We start from the raw sequence: 17,112 nt of genomic DNA on the forward strand, positions 1-17,112 counted from the left end.
CTGCGATCCGTATGTGATGGCGCAGTCAAGGTCAAGGAAAGCACAAATGACACGCTCTGTTCTGGTTCTCGGTGCCACCGGCAAATCCGGCCGCCGTCTCGTCCCGTTGCTCAGGGAGCAGGAGGTGAAAGTCCGGGCGGCGAGCCGCCGCGGTATTGCCGGTATGGCCTATTTCGATTGGGACAAGCCCGAGACCTATGACGCCGCCCTGGCGGGTATCGACGCCGTCTATCTGACGCCGCCGGAGCTGGTGGTTGATCCGACGGGGCACACCGGGCCGTTTCTTGCCGCCGCCGCTCGGGCCGGTGTCGGGCGGGTCGTCGCCGTGACCTCGATGGGGGTGACGTTTCCCAACGAAGGGCCGGGGACGGGACGATATGAGCTCGAGCAGCAGGTGATGGCTTCCGGTCTCGAATGGACCATCCTCAGGCCGTCGGGCTTCAACCAGAACTTCTCGGAGGATTTCTTTCTCCCCGGCATCCTCGGGGCCGACATGGTCGCGACAGCTACCGGCGACGGCGCCGTCGGCTTCGTCGATGCCGAGGATATCGCCGCCGTGGCGGCGGTTGCGCTGCTCGACGAGGGGCACACGGGCGAGATCTATGACGTGACGGGCCCCGAGGCGATGAGCTTTGCCGATGCGGCAGCGATCATTGGCCAGGCCGCCGGGCGGAGCATCGCGCACCGCAAGATCACGGGTGAAGAGTTCACCCAGATTCTGGTGGGGGCGGGGTTGGCGCCGGACTACGCGGCGATCGTCGTCGGCAACCAGCTGGCAATCCGAGACGGGTTGGGCTCGGCGATCAGCGATACGGTCCCGGGCCTTACCGGTCGGCCGGCGCGGACCTTCACTGATTATGCCGCGAAGGCGGCGCCGACTTGGGCGCGGCCTATTCCGTCAGCTTAAACTCGATACGGCGGTTGCGACGGTAGGCCTCGTCGCTGTCGCCGGGATCGATCGGCGAGAACTCGCCGAAGCCGGCAGGGACCAGCCGGTTGGCCGGGACGCCCTGGGTGATCAGGTACTTCGCCACCGCAATGGCACGGGCGGCCGAGAGCTCCCAGTTCGAGGGGAATTCGGGGGTGTTGATCGGCCGCTTGTCTGTGTGCCCGTCGATGCGCAGCACCCAGTTCACATCATCAGGGATCTGCGCCTGCAATTCCTTGATTGCGCTGCCGAGCTTGGCCAGCTCGGTCTGGCCTTCGGGCGAGATCGCCGCCTCGCCGGCGTCGAACAGCACCTCGGACTGGAACACGAAGCGGTCGCCCACCACGCGCACGTCGGCCCGGCCTTCCAGCACCTGGCGCAGCTTGCCGAAGAAATCCGAGCGATAGCGGCTCAGATCCTGCACGCGCTGCGCCAGCGCCAGGTTCAGCCGGCGGCCGAGATCGGCGATCTGGGTGCGGTTCTCGGTGTCGGTGGCTTCGGACGCCTGCAGCGCCTGCTCGAGCGCGGCGAGCTGGGTACGGAGGGCAGCGAGCTGCTGGTTGAGCAGCGCCACCTGGGCCGCCGCCTCGCGCGACAGATCGGTCTGCGCCGAAAGATCGGATTCCAGCTGAGCAATGGTTGCGTCCTTGCCGTCGCTGCCGTTGCCCAGGCCGGCGAGCTGAGCCGCCATCTGGTCGCGCTCGGCGGTGGCGCTGCTCAGCGTGGCAGTAAGCGTCGCGATAGTGGATTCGAGGTCGCTCGAGTTGACCTTTTCGAGCTGCAGCAGCTCGGTCAGCTCGGCGATCTGGGCGTTGAGCCGGCTCATCGCCGTGTCCTTGCCGCTGATCTCCTGGCCGAGGAAGAACTGGCTCAGCATGAACAGCGAGAGCAGGAAGATGATGACCAGCAACAGGCTCGACAGGGCGTCGACGAAGCCCGGCCAGTAGTTGGTGACCTGCGAGCGGCGGGAGCGGGTGGAACTGGCCATCAGTTCGGCCGCCGGTCGGATTCACCCTCGCGCAGCATGGCTTCCATCAGTTCGCGCAGCTTCTTGTTGGTTTCGCCCTGCTGGATGATGTGGCCGCGCAGGTCCTCCTGCTCGGCCTTGATATGCTTGACCAGCCCATCGATGCCGCGGGCCAGTTCGGCCATGGCGCGAATGGCGTTCTGCGACGAGCCGGAGTTCTGCAGGGTCGAGCCGAACTGCGCCAGCATCGCCGACATCTCATCGCCGGAGACGCCGAGGCCGGTGGCCTGCATCTGGGTGACGGGGTGGTCGAGCTCGGTCATCGAGGTCATCCAGTCCTCGAGGTCGGTGTAGAAGGCGTTCTGCGCCTGGCTGGCCTGCAGGTCGAGGAAGCCGAGGATCAGCGAGCCGGAGAGGCCGAGCAGCGAGGCCGAGAACGCCGTGCCCATGCCGCCGAGCGGGGCGGCGAGGCCTTCCTTGAGGTTCGAGAACAGCGTTGCGGTATCGCCCGCCGTGGCGTCCAGCGCCTGGATGGTCGAGGCGACGTGGGTCACGGTTTCGAGCAGGCCGTAAAAAGTGCCGAGCAGGCCGAGAAAGACCAGGAGGCCCGTCAGGTAGCGCGAGGTATCCTTGGCCTCATCGAGGCGGTTGCCGACGGAATCGAGGATCGAGCGCATCGACGAGGGCGTGATCACTGCTTCGCCGAGCCGGTCGCGCAACAGGTTGGCCACCGGAGCGAGCAGCCGCGGCTGGGTGGCGGGCATGCGGCCTTCCTGCAGGGCGTTCACCCAGTTGATCTCGGGGAATAGCCGGATCACCTGGCGGAAGCTCAGGATGATGCCGATGAAAAGCGTCAGCAGAATCAGCGAGTTGATGAAGGGATTGGCCCAGAAGAAGATCAGCAGCTGGTTGGCGAGGATGGCGGCAACCAGCGCCACCAGCACCAGGAAAATGACGATCTTGACCAGATAGACCGCGGGGCTCGCCAGGCGATACGGGTCGTAAGTCTGCGACATGTCGCGGCCCCATGCTCGATGAAATCGGCCTGACAATAGTGCGCTTCGGCGAATCCGCGCAACGGTCGGCGGCCCGCCATGCGGGTTAACCCCATGAAATCCCGACAATGCGACTGGAGGGTGACGGGATGCAGAGCGATAGAGATGGCCCCCTCCCCGGCTTCCCCCATGATGGGGGAGGTGAAGAAAGGCAGCGGCCGGCGCACGATCAAGCCAAAAACTCGGTGCGGCACCTCCCCCTTCATGGGGGAGGATGGGAGGGGGCCGTCTGCCAGCCGACTTCTTGAGGTGGCTAGTTGACGGCTTTGACGATCTTCAGCAGCTGGCCCTGGATCGTCTCGTTGCCGGCGATCACCTGGCCGTTCCAGACCGAGCCGGTGGTGCCGGCATAGTCGCTGATGGCGCCGCCGGCTTCGCGGACCATCAGCGCGCCGGGCGCCACGTCCCAGGGGGCGAGGCCGGCTTCCCAATAGCCGTCGAAGCGGCCGGCGGCCAGCCAGGCGAGATCGGTCGAGGCCGAGCCGGTGCGGCGGATGCCGGAGACAGCCGGAACGACCTGCGCCATCTGCTTCAATTGCAGCACGTCGAGCGCGCGGCCGCGCGAGTTGATGCCGGTGACGACGACGGCGTCGGCGAGGTGCTTGCGGTTGGCGACGCGCAGGCGCTTGCGATCATTCAGCCAGGCGCCGCCGCCCTTTTCGGCGGTGAACAGTTCTTCCATCGCCGGATTGTAGATCACCGAGGCGACGATCTCGTTGTTGCGTTCGAGCGCAATGGCGCAGGCGAACATCGGGATGCCGTGGAGGAAATTGGTGGTGCCGTCGAGCGGGTCGACGATCCAGCGGTGCTGGCCATCGGTGCCCTTCACCTCGGTGCCCTCCTCGCCGAGGAAGGAGTAGGTCGGGCGGGCCTTCTGCAACTCGTTGAAGACAATCTCTTCGGCGCGCTTGTCGGCGTTGGAGACGAAATCGGCCGGGCCCTTCACCGAGACCTGCAGGTTCTCGACCTCGCCGAAATCCTTGGCAAGCGAGCGGCCGGCTTTGGTAGCGGCCTGGACCATGACGTTGAGAAGCGCCGAGCGCATGGGGAAAACTCCGCGCGAGAAACCGGAAACGTGGGAAGGGCCGCTATGTGCCCGAGAACGCTTGCAAGTGCAAGGTTGCTGTCGTCTCGTCGGCAAAACACACCGTGCCACCCCGGCTGTCGCCGGGATAACGTCGAGCGTTGGGTCAGTTCGCCGGTGGCGCCGACACATCCGTTGCAGAGGGTTGGGCGGTGTTCGCCGCGACCTTGGTCGGCGGCAGCGACGGCCAGAAGCGGGCGCGCTCCTCGGCGCGGGTCAACTGGTCGGGCTTGATCGTGGCCAGCAGCTTGTCGAGCTGCGGGTCCTTCAGCCCCTGCCGCCGCGCCAGGGCGCGGTACATCGCAGCGTCCTCGAGATTGGCGGTCACGCCTTCGCCGGCGGCCAGCAGCTTGGCGTAGCGGTTCTGTGCCACCGGGTTGCCGCCGTCGGCAGCGCGCGCGTACCAACTGGCGGCGGCGGCACGATCTACCGGCACGCCTTTGCCGAGATAGAGGATGGTGGCGTATTCGACCTGCGCCGCGGCCAGTCCGTCTTCGGCGGCGAGGCGGAACTGCTCGGCCGCCGCCTTGGCATCGGGGGCTATGCCGGCGCCTTCGGCCAGCATGCCGGCATAGTCGTAGCGGGCTTCGGTGATGCCGGAATTGGCGGCTTCGCCAATCAGCTCGGCGGCCTTGGTGAGGCTCGGCTCGGCATAGACGCCTTCGACATGCAGCAGCCCCAGATTGTATTTGGCTGCCATGTTGCCGGCGTCGGCGGCGGTCTTGAACAGTTCGGCGGCGCGCTTGCGATCCTTGGCGACGCCGGTGCCCTGTTGGTACAGCATGCCGAGTTCGAAGGTGGCGAGCGCATCGCCATGTGCGCTGGCCATGCCGTACCAGCTGGCGGCGGCGGCAAAATCTTCCGGCACGCCAAGGCCCTTGGCGTAGATCTCGGCAATCAGCGTCTGTGCGTGCGCATCACCCTTTTCGGCGCGCGGCAGCGCCAGCCCGAGCGCGGTGAGGAAGAAGCCGCGTTGGTAGGCGCCATAGGCCGGGTCGACCTTCTCGCCGAAGACAGAATCGCTGATGGTCAGGGCGTCCGGAGCCGGCTGGCGCAGGAATTCCTCCGGCACCGGCCCGATCGGCAGGTCCTCCATGCCCAGATTGTCGGGGAACTGCATGTCCTTGGGACGCAGGTCCTCGAAATCGGTGCGGCCGGTTTGCGCCAGCGCCGGCAGCGCCAGGCCGGCAAGCAGCAGCGCGAAGCCGAGGCGGCGCATCATTTCGTCGGCTCCGGCAGCGTCAGCGGCAGGCCGATGAATTCGCAGTCGCCGGCATCGTAGTTGGCGGGGCCCGCTTCAGGGTCTGACAGCACGCTGGGGATCTCCATGGTCTCGGCCCACCACTGCGCCATTTCGCGCTCGGGGGCGGATATGGAACCGGAAAGCGGCCCAAATAGGATGTAGTCGACCCCCGCCTCGCCTTTCAGCATGGCGTCGTCGCGCGAGTGGATGTCGCCGGCCCCGACGATCATTTTCGGCTTCAGCGCGGCGATCGCTTCCCGCACCGCCGTGATGCCGCCGGGCACGTGGAGGCCATCGGCGCCAAGCAGGCGCACCAGTCCGGGCTCACCCTCGACCAGCACCGCCGCGCCCTTTGCCTGGGCCAGCGGCACGATGCGCTTGGCGAGGTCCTTGTAGGCGTTCTCGGCCAAGGTGCCGCGCGGCAGCAGCAGGGCGGCGACATCGTCGCGCTCCAGCGTGGCGGTCAGCGCCGCAACGAGCTGGTCGGACGGAGTATCGGTGGGTGCAATGAGGAAGATTTCGGCTGACATGGCGGTGTTATAGCGGCCCCACCGCCGATGTGGAGCCGGATTCTGGCCTGAGCGGGGCAAGGGGTTACCGAGCCGAAAAGAAAAGGGGCGCCGAGGCGCCCCTAGTCGTCGGGAAGTCAAATCCGGAGGTCAGGCCGCAAGATCGAGCTCGGGCTTGTACTGGCCGAGGGACGCAAGCGCGTTCATCCTGGCGCGGTGGGTGAAGGCCTGCTGCGCTGCCCGAACGTTCTGTTCCTCGCCGTTCCAGGTGACCAGCGCCGACGTCTGCAGCGCCCGGCCATATGAGAAGGTGAGGGCCCAGGGCAGGCCGCCAAGCTGGTTCATCGCCGACAGATGCGCGGTCGCTTCTTCATCGGACTGGCCGCCCGACAGGAAGGCGATGCCCGGCACGGCGGCCGGCACGAAACGGCGGAGCGTCTCGACGGTGCGTTGGGCCACTTCCTCGGTGCTGACGCGATCGCGCGAGCGAAGGCCCGGGGTCACCATGTTGGGCTTCAGCAGCATGCCCGAGAGGTCGACGCCGGCGAGGCGCAATTCCTTGAACACCGCCTCGAGCGTTTCGCCGGTCACATCCTCGCAGCGCTGGATCGAGTGATCGCCCGGCTCGCCATCGGCCAGCACTTCCGGCTCGACCACCGGCACGATGCCGGCTTCCTGGCAATACATGGCGTAGCGGGCCAGCGCATGGGCGTTGGCGCGGATGCCGTTGCGGGAGGGGGCGTAGGAGGTGATGGCAATGACGCCTCGCCACTTGGCGAAGCCAGCGCCGAGCTTGGCGTAATGGGCTAGCCGCTGGCGCAGCCCATCGAGCCCTTCGGTGATCTTTTCGTCCTTGCTGCCGGGCATCGGCAGCGCGCCGCGATCGACCTTGATGCCGGGGATCACATCGGTGGCGGTGAACAGGTCGCGGAAGGGTGTGCCGTCCTTGGCCTTCTGCTCCAGCGTCTCCTCGGTGAGGATGACGCCCGAGATGTAGTCGGTCATCGCGTCGGTGGAGCGGAACAGCATCTCGCGATAGTCGCGGCGGGTTTCCAGCGTCACCGGCAGGCCGATCAGCGCGAAGCGCTTGGCGATGGTGCCTTCGGATTCGTCAGCGGCAAGGATGCCCTTGCCGCTGGCGACGAGCTTTTTGGCGATTGCATTGAGCGAGGCCATGGGAGGGAGGGTCTCCGTTTGTGCAATGGAGACACAATGCCAGACCCGCCCGCGCAGTTCGATTGGACGTTCAGGTATTAGACGTTCGTCATCAGACGAAAGAGGGGATCAGCGCTTCAGCGCCTCGACGCCGGGAAGGGGTTTGCCTTCCATCCACTCGAGGAAGGCGCCGCCGGCAGTGGAGACATAGGTGAACTGGTCCTTCACCCCGGCATGGGCGAGGGCCGAGACGGTGTCGCCGCCACCCGCCACCGAGACCACCTTGCCGGCCTTGGTGCGCGCCGCGACATATTGCGCGATCTCGACCGTGCCGTGATCGAAGGGCTGCAGCTCGAAGGCGCCGAGCGGGCCGTTCCAGACGACGGTCTTGGCCTCATCGATGGCGCCCTTGATGCGCTCGATCGAGCCCGGGCCGACATCGAGGATCATGCCTTCGGGATCCATCGAATCGACGCCATAGAAGCGGTGCGGCGCGTTGGCCTCGAAGTGCCAGGCGACCGTGGCGTCGATGGGCAGGATAATGGCGCAATGCGCCGCGTCCGCCTTGTCGCGGATATCGTTGGCGGTTTCCGCCAGATCCTTCTCGGCCAGCGACTTGCCGACGCCCAGCCCCCCGGCATGCAGGAAGGTGTTGGCCATGGCGCCGCCGATCACCAGCCCGTCGACCTTGTTGATCAGGTTGCCGAGCAGGTCGAGCTTGGTCGAGACCTTGGCGCCACCGACAATGGCGATTACCGGCCGCTCCGGCGCGCCCAGCCCCTGCTCGAGCGCCTTGAGCTCAGCCTCCATGGCGCGGCCGGCGGCCGAGGGCAGCAGGTGGGCGATCGCTTCAGTGGAGGCATGGGCGCGGTGCGCAGCGGAGAAGGCATCGTTGACGAAGATGTCGCCGAGTTCCGCCATGCGGGCCGCCAGCGCCGGATCGTTCTCCTCTTCGCCCGGATGGAAGCGGGTGTTCTCCAGCACGAGGATCGAGCCCGGAGGCGCCTCGTCGATCGCCTGCTTGGCCTTCGTCACATCGGTCCAGTCGGTGGCGATAAAGCCCACCGGGTGGCCGGTCTCGTCGGCGACGGCGGGCACCACCAGCTCGAGTGAGAATTCCGGGTCGACCTTGCCCTTGGGGCGGCCGAAATGGCTGAGGATGATCGCCTTGCCGTCGACCTTGATGATTTCGCGGATAGTCGGCACCAGCCGCTCGATGCGGGTGGCGTCCGTTACCTTGCCGTCGGCGACCGGCACGTTGAGGTCGGCACGCACCAGCACGCGCTTTCCCGAAAGGTCGAAATCGTCGAGGGTCTTGAAAGCCGGCATGGCACGCATCCGCTGCTAGGGAGAGGTGCCGCTGCTATAGCAAGGATTGCAGCAAGGGCAACAGCGGAGGTCAGAGGCCGACGAGACCCGCGAGGGTGCCCGACAGCGCGAACAGCAGCGCGCCGATGCCGATATGGCGCAGCGCAAAGTAGAGGTTGGTGTTGAAGGTGAAGCGGGCAAAGCCCTCGCTCGGCCAGTGCCGCGGCCCGATGCGGCGGCGCAACGCCCGATCGGCCAGCACCACATAGAGCCCGAAGGCCGCCAGCGGAATCAGGAACCAGGTGGCGTCGTGGCGGGCGCCCAGAGCGAGGCTCCCCACGACATTGGCGACGACGAGAAGCCGTTCGATATCACGCACCGGCCGATCTCCGGATCAGGGATCAACTGGTCATGGACAATAGCGCGCCGACATAACGCTTTGGCGACGAAGAGATTAACGGTGGATGACGGTCGCATGCAAAGGGGCGCTCCGCAGGAGCGCCCCTTGAGTTTACCAGCCCCGTCGTTGATCAGGGGTTCTCGCCGCCGAAACCGCCGAATGTCTCGAGGAAACCGTTCGTGCCCTGCACCGGACGGAGCGAAGCACCGCTGCGGTCGCGATCGAGCAGTGAGTCCTCGCCGAGTGCGAAACGAGCGCCCACCAGGAAGCGGTGACTGCCGATCGTGGCGTCATCGCTCATCGGTGCGTCGACCGAGGTGGTCGAGTAGTCGTATTTCGCGAACAGCGAGATGGGGAGCGAGTCGAGCTTGTATTCGACACCGGCGCCGATGGTTACGGTGTCAAACGTCGCCGACGCGATCTCAAAATCCAGCGTGTCGAAGCCGGCGCGAGCTTCGATCCGCAGGTTGGGCGTAAGGAAGTAGCGGACTTCGGCGTTGGCGAACCAGCCATTGAGGCCGATCGACATAGAACCGTTGCCGTAGTCGAGCTGCTGCATGCCGGCTTGGCCGTACAGTGTCAGGTTGTCGAAGTACACTTGGGCTTCGCCGCCGACGTAGGCGCGGTCGATGGTGCCTACGCTCGCCGAGTTGTAGCTTACGTCGTCGCGGCCGATCTGCACGAAACCACCGACGAGGAACTTGTCGGACTCGCGGTAAAAGCCGTGCAGCGCCCCATCGAAGCTGTTCGTCGTAATGTCGTCGCCCGAGTCCTCGAGCGTGCGCGAGGTAAACTGGACGTCGCCCTGAACGCCGAGCACCGGGGTGAGCATGATCGCGCCACTGAGCAGCGCTTCAAGGGCATAGCCATCGAGGTTGAAGGTGCTGCTCCCGGCGTCGATCTCCGTCCCCGCTGGCCCGGCGCCAATCGAGATGAAGCCCGTGGGATCGGCCAGGGCTGGAGTAGCAAGGGGGGCCGTAAACAGAAGCGCGGCGCCAAGCGCAACGGCCTGGTTCTTCATTATGGTTCTCCGACGTGATCGCAGATGCATGCTGCACGAGGCTGGCGTCCGCGCCGATCCCCAGGATCAGCCTTGGCAATGAATCAGACGTGCAGCGCTTATGCGTTGGCGTCGTATCGGCAACAAGTGCAGCGGTGCCACAAACGTGGCCAAATCGTTGAAATTACAATCGTTCTGGTTGAGCAATTATTATCCGATCACCCGCCCGAACAGCGTCGGATAGTCCACCACGAAACCGTCCTCGTCCACCGTCAGGACCCGCTCGAAGCTGCCATCGGCAGCCTGGTAGCGGTAGTGGGTGGGATCGAGCCGGGTATAGATCTGGCCGTCACGGAACGGCTCGAGGCTGTCGAGCGGCACCCATGCCATGACGAACTGCTGCGGCACGCCATCGGCAAACTTCGCCCGGCGGATCGGCAGGGTGTTGGTGAAGGGCGTACCGGAGATGTCGATATCGACACAACCCTCAAGGTCCGGGGCGCGTTGGCCGTTCACCTTCCAGTCGCCAAGCCCGTTCGAGAGCAGGCGCAGCACGCGGCCATCCTGCAGGCGGAGGGTGAGAGAACGGAAGGTCCAGTCGGCGGCAAGCTGGATGTCGTACTGGGCGCCGCAGGCAAAGCCCTCGAATGCGCCGATCAGTACGCTGCGAACATTGATGCCGTCGGAATTCTCCCAGACACGGCAGTGTTCGAGCCCGACCTCACCGACTGGCTGCCAGCGGAGGTCGAGCTCGAGAGGCAATTTAGAGCGTCTTGGCGAACACGGCCGTCATGTCGGCCATGCGGTTCGAGAAGCCCCACTCGTTGTCGTACCAACCCATGATGTTGACGAAGTTGTCGCCAATCACCTTGGTCTGGTCGAGCAGGATCGTGCACGAATGCGGATCGTGGTTGAGATCGCTCGACACCAGCGGGTGGGTGGTGAAGGTCATGATGCCCTTGAGCGGGCCGTTGGCGGCGGCGATCAGCGCGTCGTTGACTTCCTGCGGCGTGGTGTTGCGCTTGGCGAGGAACTTCAGATCGACCAGCGAGACGTTGGGGGTCGGCACGCGGACCGAGATACCGTCCAGCTTGCCCTTCAGCTCGGGCAGCACCAGACCGATCGCCTTGGCGGCGCCGGTCGAGGTCGGGATCTGGCTCAGCGCCGCGGCGCGGCCGCGGTAGAGGTCCTTGTGCATGGTGTCGAGCGTCGGCTGGTCGCCGGTGTAGCTGTGCACCGTGGTCATCATGCCCTTCTCGATGCCGACCAGGTCGTTCATGATCTTGGCCATCGGGGCGAGGCAGTTGGTGGTGCACGAGCCGTTCGAGATCACCACGTGCTCCTTGCCGAGCAGGGCGTGGTTGATGCCGTAGACGACGGTCAGGTCGGCGTTCTCGGCCGGGGCCGAGACGATCACCTTCTTGGCGCCGGCGGCGAGGTGCGCAGCGGCCTTGTCGCGGCTGGTGAAGATGCCGGTGCACTCGAGCACGATCTCGACACCCAGCTCCTTGTGCGGCAGCTGTGCCGGATCCTTGACCGCGGTCACCTTGAACTTCTGGTTGCCGGCGGTGATCACATCGCCTTCGACCTTCACTTCATAGGGGAAACGACCGTGCACGCTGTCATAGCGCAGCAGATGGGCGTTGGTTTCGACCGGACCGAGATCGTTGACGGCGACGACCTCGATGTCGTTGCGGCCGCTTTCGACGATGGCGCGCAGGATGTTGCGACCGATGCGGCCAAAGCCATTGATTGCGACGCGTACAGCCATGATGGCTCCTTCAGGGACTTCTAAGGGAGGAGAGAAGAAGAGCGCGGTTCTTACAACTGCGCCATGACAGCTTCAACTATGGCTTTCGCCGTAATGCCAAAGTGCTCATAGAGCTGCTCGGCCGGCGCGCTGGCGCCGAACGAGTGCATGCCGATGAAGCGGCCCTTGTCGCCGAGCAGCTTCAGCCAGCTCATCTCGATGCCGGCTTCGATCGCCACCTTGGCCTTGGGCTTGCCGATGACGCTGTCGCGGTATTCCTGCGACTGGGCATAGAACAGCTCCTGGCTCGGCACCGACACGACCTTGGCCGAAATGCCTTGCGCCTTCAGCAGCTCCAGGCTCTGGACGGCGATAGTGACTTCCGAGCCGGTGGCGAAGATCACCGCGTCGGCGTCCTTGTCGCCGGCGATGACATAGGCGCCCTTGGCCGACGGGTTGCCGGCGACGGTCTCGGTGCGCAGCGCCGGCAGGTTCTGGCGGCTGAGCGCCAGGATCGAGGGCTTTTCCGCCTCGATGGCGAGCTGCCAGCATTCGAGCGTTTCGACCGCATCGGCCGGCCGGAAGACCAGTAGGCCGGGGATGGCGCGCAGCGTCGACAGATGCTCGACCGGCTGGTGGGTCGGGCCGTCTTCACCCAGCCCGATCGAGTCATGGGTCATCACGTAGATGACTTTCTGTTCCATGATGGCCGAGAGGCGGATGGCCGGGCGGGCATAGTCGGTGAACACCAGGAAGGTGCCGCCATAGGGGATCAGGCCCTTATGCAGCGCGATGCCGTTCATCGCCGCCGCCATCTCGTGCTCACGGATGCCGTAGCGCATGTAGCGGCCGGCGCGGTCCGTGGCGGTGAAAGGCAGGGTCTCGGGCGTGTTGGTGAGGTTCGAGCCGGTGAGGTCGGCCGAGCCGCCGATGGTTTCGGGCAGCACCTTGTTGATCACCTCGAGCGCCATCTGGCTCGACTTGCGCGTGGCGACCTTCGGCTTGTCGGCCACGAGCTTGGCCTTGAACGTCTCGATGGTCTCGTTCCAGTTCGCCGGCAGCTTACCGGCGATGCGGCGCTCGAACTCGGCGCGCAGTTCGGGCTTGGCTGCAGCGAGACGGCCTTCCCAATCGCCGCGGGCGTTTTCGGAACGGGTGCCGGCGGCGCGCCAGGCATTGAGCGTGTGGCTCGGGATTTCGAACGCCGGGTAGTCGATGCCGAGCTGCTGCTTGGCTCCGGCGAGCTCGGCCGCGCCGAGCGGCGAGCCGTGCACGCCGTGCGAATCCGCCTTGGTCGGGGCGCCGAAGCCGATGATGGTCTTGGCGGCGATCAGGGTCGGCTTGTCCTTGGACTTCTTGGCGTCGAGCAGGGCCTTTTCGACCTGGGCCTGGTCGAGGCCGTCGATCTCGATGGTGTTCCAGCCGCAGGCCTTGAAGCGGGCGATCTGATCGGTCGAGTCGGCGTTCGAGACGCGGCCGTCGATGGTGATGTTGTTGTTGTCCCAGATCACCACGAGCTTGTTGAGCTTCAGGTGCCCGGCGAGCGAGATCGCTTCCTGGCTCACGCCTTCCATCAGGCAGCCGTCACCGGCGATCACCCAGGTATAGTGGTCGACGAGGTCGGAGCCGAACTCGGCGGCGAGCTTGGCTTCGGCGACGGCGAAGCCGACCGAGTTGGCGATGCCCTGGCCGAGGGGGCCCGTGGTGGTCTCGATGCCCGGGGCGAAGTGATATTCCGGATGGCCGGCGGTTTTCGAGCCGAGCTGGCGGAACTGCTTCAGCTGATCGATCGTCATGTCCTCGTAGCCGAGGAGATACAGCGAGGCGTAGAGCAGCATGGAGCCGTGGCCGGCCGACAGGATGAAGCGATCGCGATCGGCCCACCAGGGGTTCTTCGGATCGAACTTCATCACCTTGGTGAACAGCACCGTGGCGATGTCGGCCACGCCCATCGGCAGGCCGGGATGACCGGAATTGGCTTTCTCCACCGCATCCATGGCGAGGGAACGGATGGCGTTGGCCATCTCATTGGCTTGGGCGGAGTTGGTCATCAGGGTGCTCTCGGCTAAGGGACAGAAGCCCGGAAATCCGGGCGCCTCGAACCCTCCTGCCGAGGCGGGTTGACGCTTAGCAGGTTCCTTTGACCTGTCAATGTCGCCTCCCGGAGGGGGGCGTTGCCACGCCGCGCCAGCTTTGCGCTATAGTGCCAAGCGGAATCGCCCTTTTTCGCGATGGGGGTCGGGATGGCCGAGCAGCACTCCGAGGATGGATACGAAGCCGCCGCCAGCCGGCTGGACAAGGCGTTCGCACGGCTCGAGGCGAGCGTGCGCAGCCTCAATGGCCGGGTGCGGGCGCATAGCCGGATCGAATCCGACACGCAGAAGCTGGTGGGCGAGCGGCAGCGCCTGGCGCAGGAACTCGATAAGGTCAGCGCCAAGGCCAAGCGGTTGGACGACAGCTCGGCGGAAGTGGCGCGGCGCCTCGTCGTCGCCATGGAGTCGGTGCGCGAAGTGCTGGCCCAAGACGGCTCCAAACAAGGATAGCTGAGATGCCCGAGGTCAATGTCGATATCAATGGCCGCAAATACCGCATGGCCTGCGAAGAGGGCCAGGAGCAGCACCTGCTCGGTCTTGCCGACCGCTTTAACCAGCATATCGACCAGTTCAAGGGCACGTTCGGCGAGATCGGCGACAACCGGCTGACGGTGATGGCCGGCATCGCCGTGCTCGACGAACTGGCCGAGGCCGAGCGCCGCATTATCGAGCTGAAGCAGGATGTCGCCAACCTCACCCAGGTGGGCGAGGCGCTGACCCACGAGGCCGAGGAACTGGAGCGGCGGTTCGCCAAGCGGCTCAACGAAGCGGCGCGCAAGATCGAAGCGATCTCGAGCGCCATCGACGACACCGGCGCCGCAGCGGGCGCTTAGCTAGTTCTTCCTGACGATGCAGGAGCCGCCGGCGGCCTGCAGTTTCGCGCAGAGCGCATCGGCGTCGCCGCGGTTGTCGCGGCCGATCATGGCGTAGTGCCTGAGCCGCGGCCCGAAATTGGGGTTGCGAGCCATCAGCAGCATCAGCTTCTCGCTGCCCAGCACCTTGGGGTAGCTCGCCTGCACTCGTTCGAAGCGGCGGATAACCACGCCCTGCGAAAAGTTCTGTGCCAGGAGCACGCCCCAGGGCTTCCATTCGCTCGGCACCCGGTCGAGGCTCGGCACCCGCTCCACCTCCGCCATCTTCACACAGGCGTCGATGAATGGCTCGTCCTTGCCGATGGCGTAGTCGACTTCGGGCGGCACCTCCGCCAGCCAGGCATCCGGATCGCGGCCGGTGACGATCTCGACGTAGAAGCGGGTCTCGGCCGGCAGGTAGCTGCCACCCTTCACATAGCCCGATGCTCGCCCCTCGCCGCCATTATAGGCGACGGCGGCCAGACCGAGGTTGCCGAACTTGTCGGTGAGAAAGCGCAGGTACTCGGCCGATTTCGCCAGCGCCTCGCTGGGGTCGAAGGCGTTGCGGAGCCCGCGGATACGCGCCGTCGAAGGGATGAACTGCGCGATCCCCTGCGCTCCGGCGGTGCTGAGCGCGAACGGATCGAACCGGCTCTCCTGCCAGATCAGTCGAGCGAAATACCCGACCGGTAACTGTTCGCGCCAGGCAAACAGCTGGATCGCGCCACAGGTATCGCGAAAGAATTGCTCCTGCCGGATGCATACCGCCGTCCAGGCCGGCGCGGCGGGATCGGCAGCATAGCAGGAACGGGGTTTGGCAGGTTCGGCATCGCTTTCGACAGCCGGGACGGCGCAGCTCAAGGCCGCGATCGCCAATGCCACACCGAGGCTGATCAGGTGTCTGCAGCGCATCGGGGGAAACTAGGACGTGATGCCGGGTATCGGCAAGCGCGGCCAAAGGAGCTTGGCCATGGCCCCATCAACATCTCGCTGCCGGACAAGTTGAAGCAATGGGTTGAGGAGGAGGTTACAACGGGACGCTACGCCAATGCGAACGATCTGGTGCGCGATTTCATTAGAGAGCGGCGAGAGAAGTCGGCTGCCATCGCTCGGCTGCAGCGTGAAATAGACAAAGGAATTGCCAGCGGCATTAGCTCGCGGCGGCTATGGTTCCGGGCGTCGCGTCATCGGCGACCACGCGATTTCGGCCGGCCGATTTCGCAGCGTAAAGGCGGCGATCGGCCCGCGCCAGCACAGCCTCCTGTTGGCCCGCTTCGGTGGCGGCGAGGCCGATGCTCACCGTCACGACGAGACCGGGCGCGAGCCGGGACCAATCATAGTCCTCGATCTCGCGACGCACCGCATCGCAGACCGCGTGGTGATCCCTGTCATTGCCGGTGAACAGCAGGGCGAATTCCTCGCCGCCCAGCCGTGCCGCCAGCGTCGCCGGCGCGGCATCCAGCAGGCGCGATACCTGGCGGAGAACGTCGTCGCCGAGCATATGCGAATGGTTGTCGTTGATTGCCTTGAAGCGGTCGATATCGACAATGGCAATGCTGTGAGGCTGTCCCTCTACCGCCTGCAATTGCTGCTCCAGGGCACGGCGATTGGCGATGCCGGTCAGCGGATCGCGCAGCACCTCGACAGCCAGCCGCTGGGCCTCGGCGCGGTGGTGCTGGCTTTCGAGATGGATCTCCGCCGCTTGCGCCCGCCGCCGCGCCTGCTCGCCTTCATTGCGGCGGTAGGTGTCGTGGTAGCGTTTGAAGTAACGCAGCGCCGCCGTCATGTCGCCGTCCCGTTCGGCGATCTCGGCGAGGCGCTTGAGGCTGTTCATCTGATGGTCGGTATGCCCGGTCGTTTCGGCCAGTTCATAGGCTTGGGCGCACATCCGCCTGGCGCCCACAAGGTCGCCCTCGCGCATCCGCAACTCGCCATCGGTATAGAGCTGGTGCGCAGTCTCGCGCACGCCGGGTGTGCCGGGAGTGGTCGGCCACTGGGCCAGGAGGGCGCGCGCCATGGCAAGATGCCCCTGCAAGCCGAGATATTCGGCCGTGTTGGTGAGCGCGAGCCGCAGCATCCAGCCATCGCCGCAGCGCCGCGCCGCATCGATCGCCGCGGTCCCGAAGTCCACGGCGAGGTCACGCTGGGCAGTCGCGCCACTGCTGTCGCCCTCCCGTTCCCGCTGGTCTCCGAGGTCGGCCAGGGCGTAGGCGAGATTGCTGAGGAACAACGACAGCGAGGATTCGTCTCCGATCTCGGTGGCGACCTTTACGGCCCAGCGGAAATGCTGCTCGGCCAGATCGGGGTGCTGGGAGTAGAGCAGCGCCATTCCCTTGGTGTTGAGGGCATGGGCGAGCGTCAGCGGCTTGCCGTCCGACTCCGCCAGCGCCACCGCCGCATCGGCTTCGAGATAGGCCTCGTCCGTCAGCCCGACCTCCAGCAGAAGCCAGGCGCCCAGCGAGCGCGCCGCCGCGCGGCGATCCTCATCACCCAGGTCTTCGGCCAGCCGGCGGGCCTGTACGGCAGCGGCCAGCCCGTCGTTCGCCTCGCCCAGTTGCAGGCTGTGCCAGCCGACCCGCAGCAGCGCCGCGAGGCGGGTGGCGGGGTCGGTGGAGACCTCGGCCACCTGCCGCGCGATGGCCAGCGCAGCAGCCGGCTCGCCGGCGCGGCCGAGACGGCGCGCCTGTGCCAGCTGGGAGTCCGGGCTCGGCGGTTGCGTGGCGATCGGTCGTCTCCTTCCAGCCCCAAGCTAGTCGGCAGGCGTTACCG

The 17,112-nt window shown here is 65.8% G+C and carries 17 protein-coding genes and 1 pseudogene; 4 read left to right on the plus strand and 14 right to left on the minus strand.

The window, feature by feature from the left end:
- The first annotated feature begins 46 nt into the window (after window positions 1–46).
- Window positions 47–907: an NAD(P)H-binding protein gene (locus tag AC1ROK_RS19055; RefSeq protein ID WP_492849782.1), complete on the plus strand. Its 861-nt coding sequence runs from the start codon at window positions 47–49 to the stop codon at window positions 905–907.
- Here AC1ROK_RS19055 and AC1ROK_RS19060 read toward each other — a convergent pair.
- From AC1ROK_RS19060 to tkt, 12 genes are all read right to left on the minus strand, one after another.
- The gene (locus tag AC1ROK_RS19060) at window positions 891–1,916 is read right to left on the minus strand and encodes a peptidoglycan -binding protein (RefSeq protein ID WP_492849783.1); all 1,026 of its coding nucleotides are present in this window, start codon (window positions 1,914–1,916) and stop codon (window positions 891–893) included. The two genes, AC1ROK_RS19055 and AC1ROK_RS19060, sit on opposite strands and share 17 nt — an antisense overlap.
- The gene (locus AC1ROK_RS19065) at window positions 1,916–2,911 is read right to left on the minus strand and encodes a flagellar motor protein MotA (RefSeq protein WP_326871838.1); all 996 of its coding nucleotides are present in this window, start codon (window positions 2,909–2,911) and stop codon (window positions 1,916–1,918) included. The genes AC1ROK_RS19060 and AC1ROK_RS19065 overlap by 1 nt, the downstream gene beginning before the upstream one ends.
- Window positions 2,912–3,203: 292 nt before the next feature.
- Entirely contained in the window at window positions 3,204–3,995 is a 792-nt protein-coding gene (locus tag AC1ROK_RS19070) for an inositol monophosphatase family protein (protein ID WP_492849785.1), read from the minus strand.
- A gap of 145 nt (window positions 3,996–4,140) precedes the next feature.
- A complete protein-coding gene (locus AC1ROK_RS19075) occupies window positions 4,141–5,256 on the minus strand; it encodes a tetratricopeptide repeat protein (RefSeq protein WP_492849787.1) in 1,116 nt (371 codons plus the stop codon).
- Window positions 5,253–5,807, minus strand: a complete 555-nt coding sequence (locus tag AC1ROK_RS19080; RefSeq protein WP_492849789.1) for a thiamine phosphate synthase — start codon at window positions 5,805–5,807, stop codon at window positions 5,253–5,255. The genes AC1ROK_RS19075 and AC1ROK_RS19080 overlap by 4 nt, the downstream gene beginning before the upstream one ends.
- Window positions 5,808–5,936: 129 nt before the next feature.
- A complete protein-coding gene (locus AC1ROK_RS19085) occupies window positions 5,937–6,962 on the minus strand; it encodes a class I fructose-bisphosphate aldolase (RefSeq protein WP_492849791.1) in 1,026 nt (341 codons plus the stop codon).
- A gap of 108 nt (window positions 6,963–7,070) precedes the next feature.
- Complete coding sequence (locus tag AC1ROK_RS19090; RefSeq protein WP_492849794.1) at window positions 7,071–8,270, minus strand: phosphoglycerate kinase; 1,200 nt, start codon at window positions 8,268–8,270, stop codon at window positions 7,071–7,073.
- A 70-nt stretch (window positions 8,271–8,340) separates the two neighbouring features.
- Complete coding sequence (locus AC1ROK_RS19095; RefSeq protein ID WP_492849796.1) at window positions 8,341–8,628, minus strand: hypothetical protein; 288 nt, start codon at window positions 8,626–8,628, stop codon at window positions 8,341–8,343.
- A 151-nt stretch (window positions 8,629–8,779) separates the two neighbouring features.
- Window positions 8,780–9,670 carry a hypothetical protein gene (locus AC1ROK_RS19100; RefSeq protein WP_492849798.1) on the minus strand — a complete coding sequence of 297 codons (891 nt, stop codon included), beginning with the start codon at window positions 9,668–9,670 and terminating at the stop codon, window positions 8,780–8,782.
- A gap of 189 nt (window positions 9,671–9,859) precedes the next feature.
- On the minus strand, window positions 9,860–10,411 hold the full coding sequence (locus AC1ROK_RS19105) for a putative glycolipid-binding domain-containing protein (RefSeq protein WP_492849800.1): 552 nt from the start codon (window positions 10,409–10,411) through the stop codon (window positions 9,860–9,862).
- Window position 10,412: 1 nt separating this feature from the next.
- Window positions 10,413–11,420: a type I glyceraldehyde-3-phosphate dehydrogenase gene (gene gap, locus AC1ROK_RS19110; RefSeq protein ID WP_492849802.1), complete on the minus strand. Its 1,008-nt coding sequence runs from the start codon at window positions 11,418–11,420 to the stop codon at window positions 10,413–10,415.
- 50 nt (window positions 11,421–11,470) lie between these two features.
- A complete protein-coding gene (gene tkt / locus AC1ROK_RS19115) occupies window positions 11,471–13,450 on the minus strand; it encodes a transketolase (protein ID WP_492849804.1) in 1,980 nt (659 codons plus the stop codon).
- Between the two features lie 192 nt (window positions 13,451–13,642).
- On the opposite strand from tkt, the gene AC1ROK_RS19120 reads away from it, so the two are divergent.
- Both AC1ROK_RS19120 and AC1ROK_RS19125 read left to right on the plus strand, forming a co-directional pair.
- Window positions 13,643–13,942: a DUF4164 family protein gene (locus AC1ROK_RS19120; RefSeq protein WP_492849806.1), complete on the plus strand. Its 300-nt coding sequence runs from the start codon at window positions 13,643–13,645 to the stop codon at window positions 13,940–13,942.
- Between the two features lie 5 nt (window positions 13,943–13,947).
- Complete coding sequence (locus AC1ROK_RS19125; RefSeq protein WP_492849808.1) at window positions 13,948–14,325, plus strand: cell division protein ZapA; 378 nt, start codon at window positions 13,948–13,950, stop codon at window positions 14,323–14,325.
- Here the strand turns inward: AC1ROK_RS19125 and AC1ROK_RS19130 are convergent, their stop codons facing one another.
- Window positions 14,326–15,255, minus strand: a complete 930-nt coding sequence (locus tag AC1ROK_RS19130) for a lytic transglycosylase domain-containing protein (protein ID WP_492849810.1) — start codon at window positions 15,253–15,255, stop codon at window positions 14,326–14,328.
- Between AC1ROK_RS19130 and AC1ROK_RS19135 the strand changes: the two are divergent.
- A pseudogene (locus tag AC1ROK_RS19135) lies at window positions 15,241–15,444 on the plus strand (ribbon-helix-helix domain-containing protein); the annotation flags it as partial. The gene AC1ROK_RS19130 and the pseudogene AC1ROK_RS19135 sit on opposite strands and share 15 nt — an antisense overlap.
- Window positions 15,445–15,493: 49 nt before the next feature.
- On the opposite strand, the gene AC1ROK_RS19140 reads toward AC1ROK_RS19135, so the two are convergent.
- Window positions 15,494–16,969 carry a diguanylate cyclase gene (locus tag AC1ROK_RS19140; protein WP_492849812.1) on the minus strand — a complete coding sequence of 492 codons (1,476 nt, stop codon included), beginning with the start codon at window positions 16,967–16,969 and terminating at the stop codon, window positions 15,494–15,496.
- Between the last annotated feature and the right edge of the window lie 143 nt (window positions 16,970–17,112).

The sequence above is a fragment of the Devosia sp. GW821-FHT12F11 genome (assembly GCF_058806655.1).

What these genes read in the sequence shown, in the direction of transcription:
- AC1ROK_RS19055 (WP_492849782.1), top strand. Translation starts at nt 47, where the DNA reads ATGACACGCTCTGTTCTGGTTCTCGGTGCCACCGGCAAATCCGGCCGC.
- AC1ROK_RS19060 (WP_492849783.1), bottom strand. Translation starts at nt 1,916, where the DNA reads ATGGCCAGTTCCACCCGCTCCCGCCGCTCGCAGGTCACCAACTACTGG.
- AC1ROK_RS19065 (WP_326871838.1), bottom strand. Translation starts at nt 2,911, where the DNA reads ATGTCGCAGACTTACGACCCGTATCGCCTGGCGAGCCCCGCGGTCTAT.
- AC1ROK_RS19070 (WP_492849785.1), bottom strand. Translation starts at nt 3,995, where the DNA reads ATGCGCTCGGCGCTTCTCAACGTCATGGTCCAGGCCGCTACCAAAGCC.
- AC1ROK_RS19075 (WP_492849787.1), bottom strand. Translation starts at nt 5,256, where the DNA reads ATGATGCGCCGCCTCGGCTTCGCGCTGCTGCTTGCCGGCCTGGCGCTG.
- AC1ROK_RS19080 (WP_492849789.1), bottom strand. Translation starts at nt 5,807, where the DNA reads ATGTCAGCCGAAATCTTCCTCATTGCACCCACCGATACTCCGTCCGAC.
- AC1ROK_RS19085 (WP_492849791.1), bottom strand. Translation starts at nt 6,962, where the DNA reads ATGGCCTCGCTCAATGCAATCGCCAAAAAGCTCGTCGCCAGCGGCAAG.
- AC1ROK_RS19090 (WP_492849794.1), bottom strand. Translation starts at nt 8,270, where the DNA reads ATGCCGGCTTTCAAGACCCTCGACGATTTCGACCTTTCGGGAAAGCGC.
- AC1ROK_RS19100 (WP_492849798.1), bottom strand. Translation starts at nt 9,670, where the DNA reads ATGAAGAACCAGGCCGTTGCGCTTGGCGCCGCGCTTCTGTTTACGGCC.
- gap (WP_492849802.1), bottom strand. Translation starts at nt 11,420, where the DNA reads ATGGCTGTACGCGTCGCAATCAATGGCTTTGGCCGCATCGGTCGCAAC.
- tkt (WP_492849804.1), bottom strand. Translation starts at nt 13,450, where the DNA reads ATGACCAACTCCGCCCAAGCCAATGAGATGGCCAACGCCATCCGTTCC.
- AC1ROK_RS19120 (WP_492849806.1), top strand. Translation starts at nt 13,643, where the DNA reads ATGGCCGAGCAGCACTCCGAGGATGGATACGAAGCCGCCGCCAGCCGG.
- AC1ROK_RS19125 (WP_492849808.1), top strand. Translation starts at nt 13,948, where the DNA reads ATGCCCGAGGTCAATGTCGATATCAATGGCCGCAAATACCGCATGGCC.
- AC1ROK_RS19130 (WP_492849810.1), bottom strand. Translation starts at nt 15,255, where the DNA reads ATGCGCTGCAGACACCTGATCAGCCTCGGTGTGGCATTGGCGATCGCG.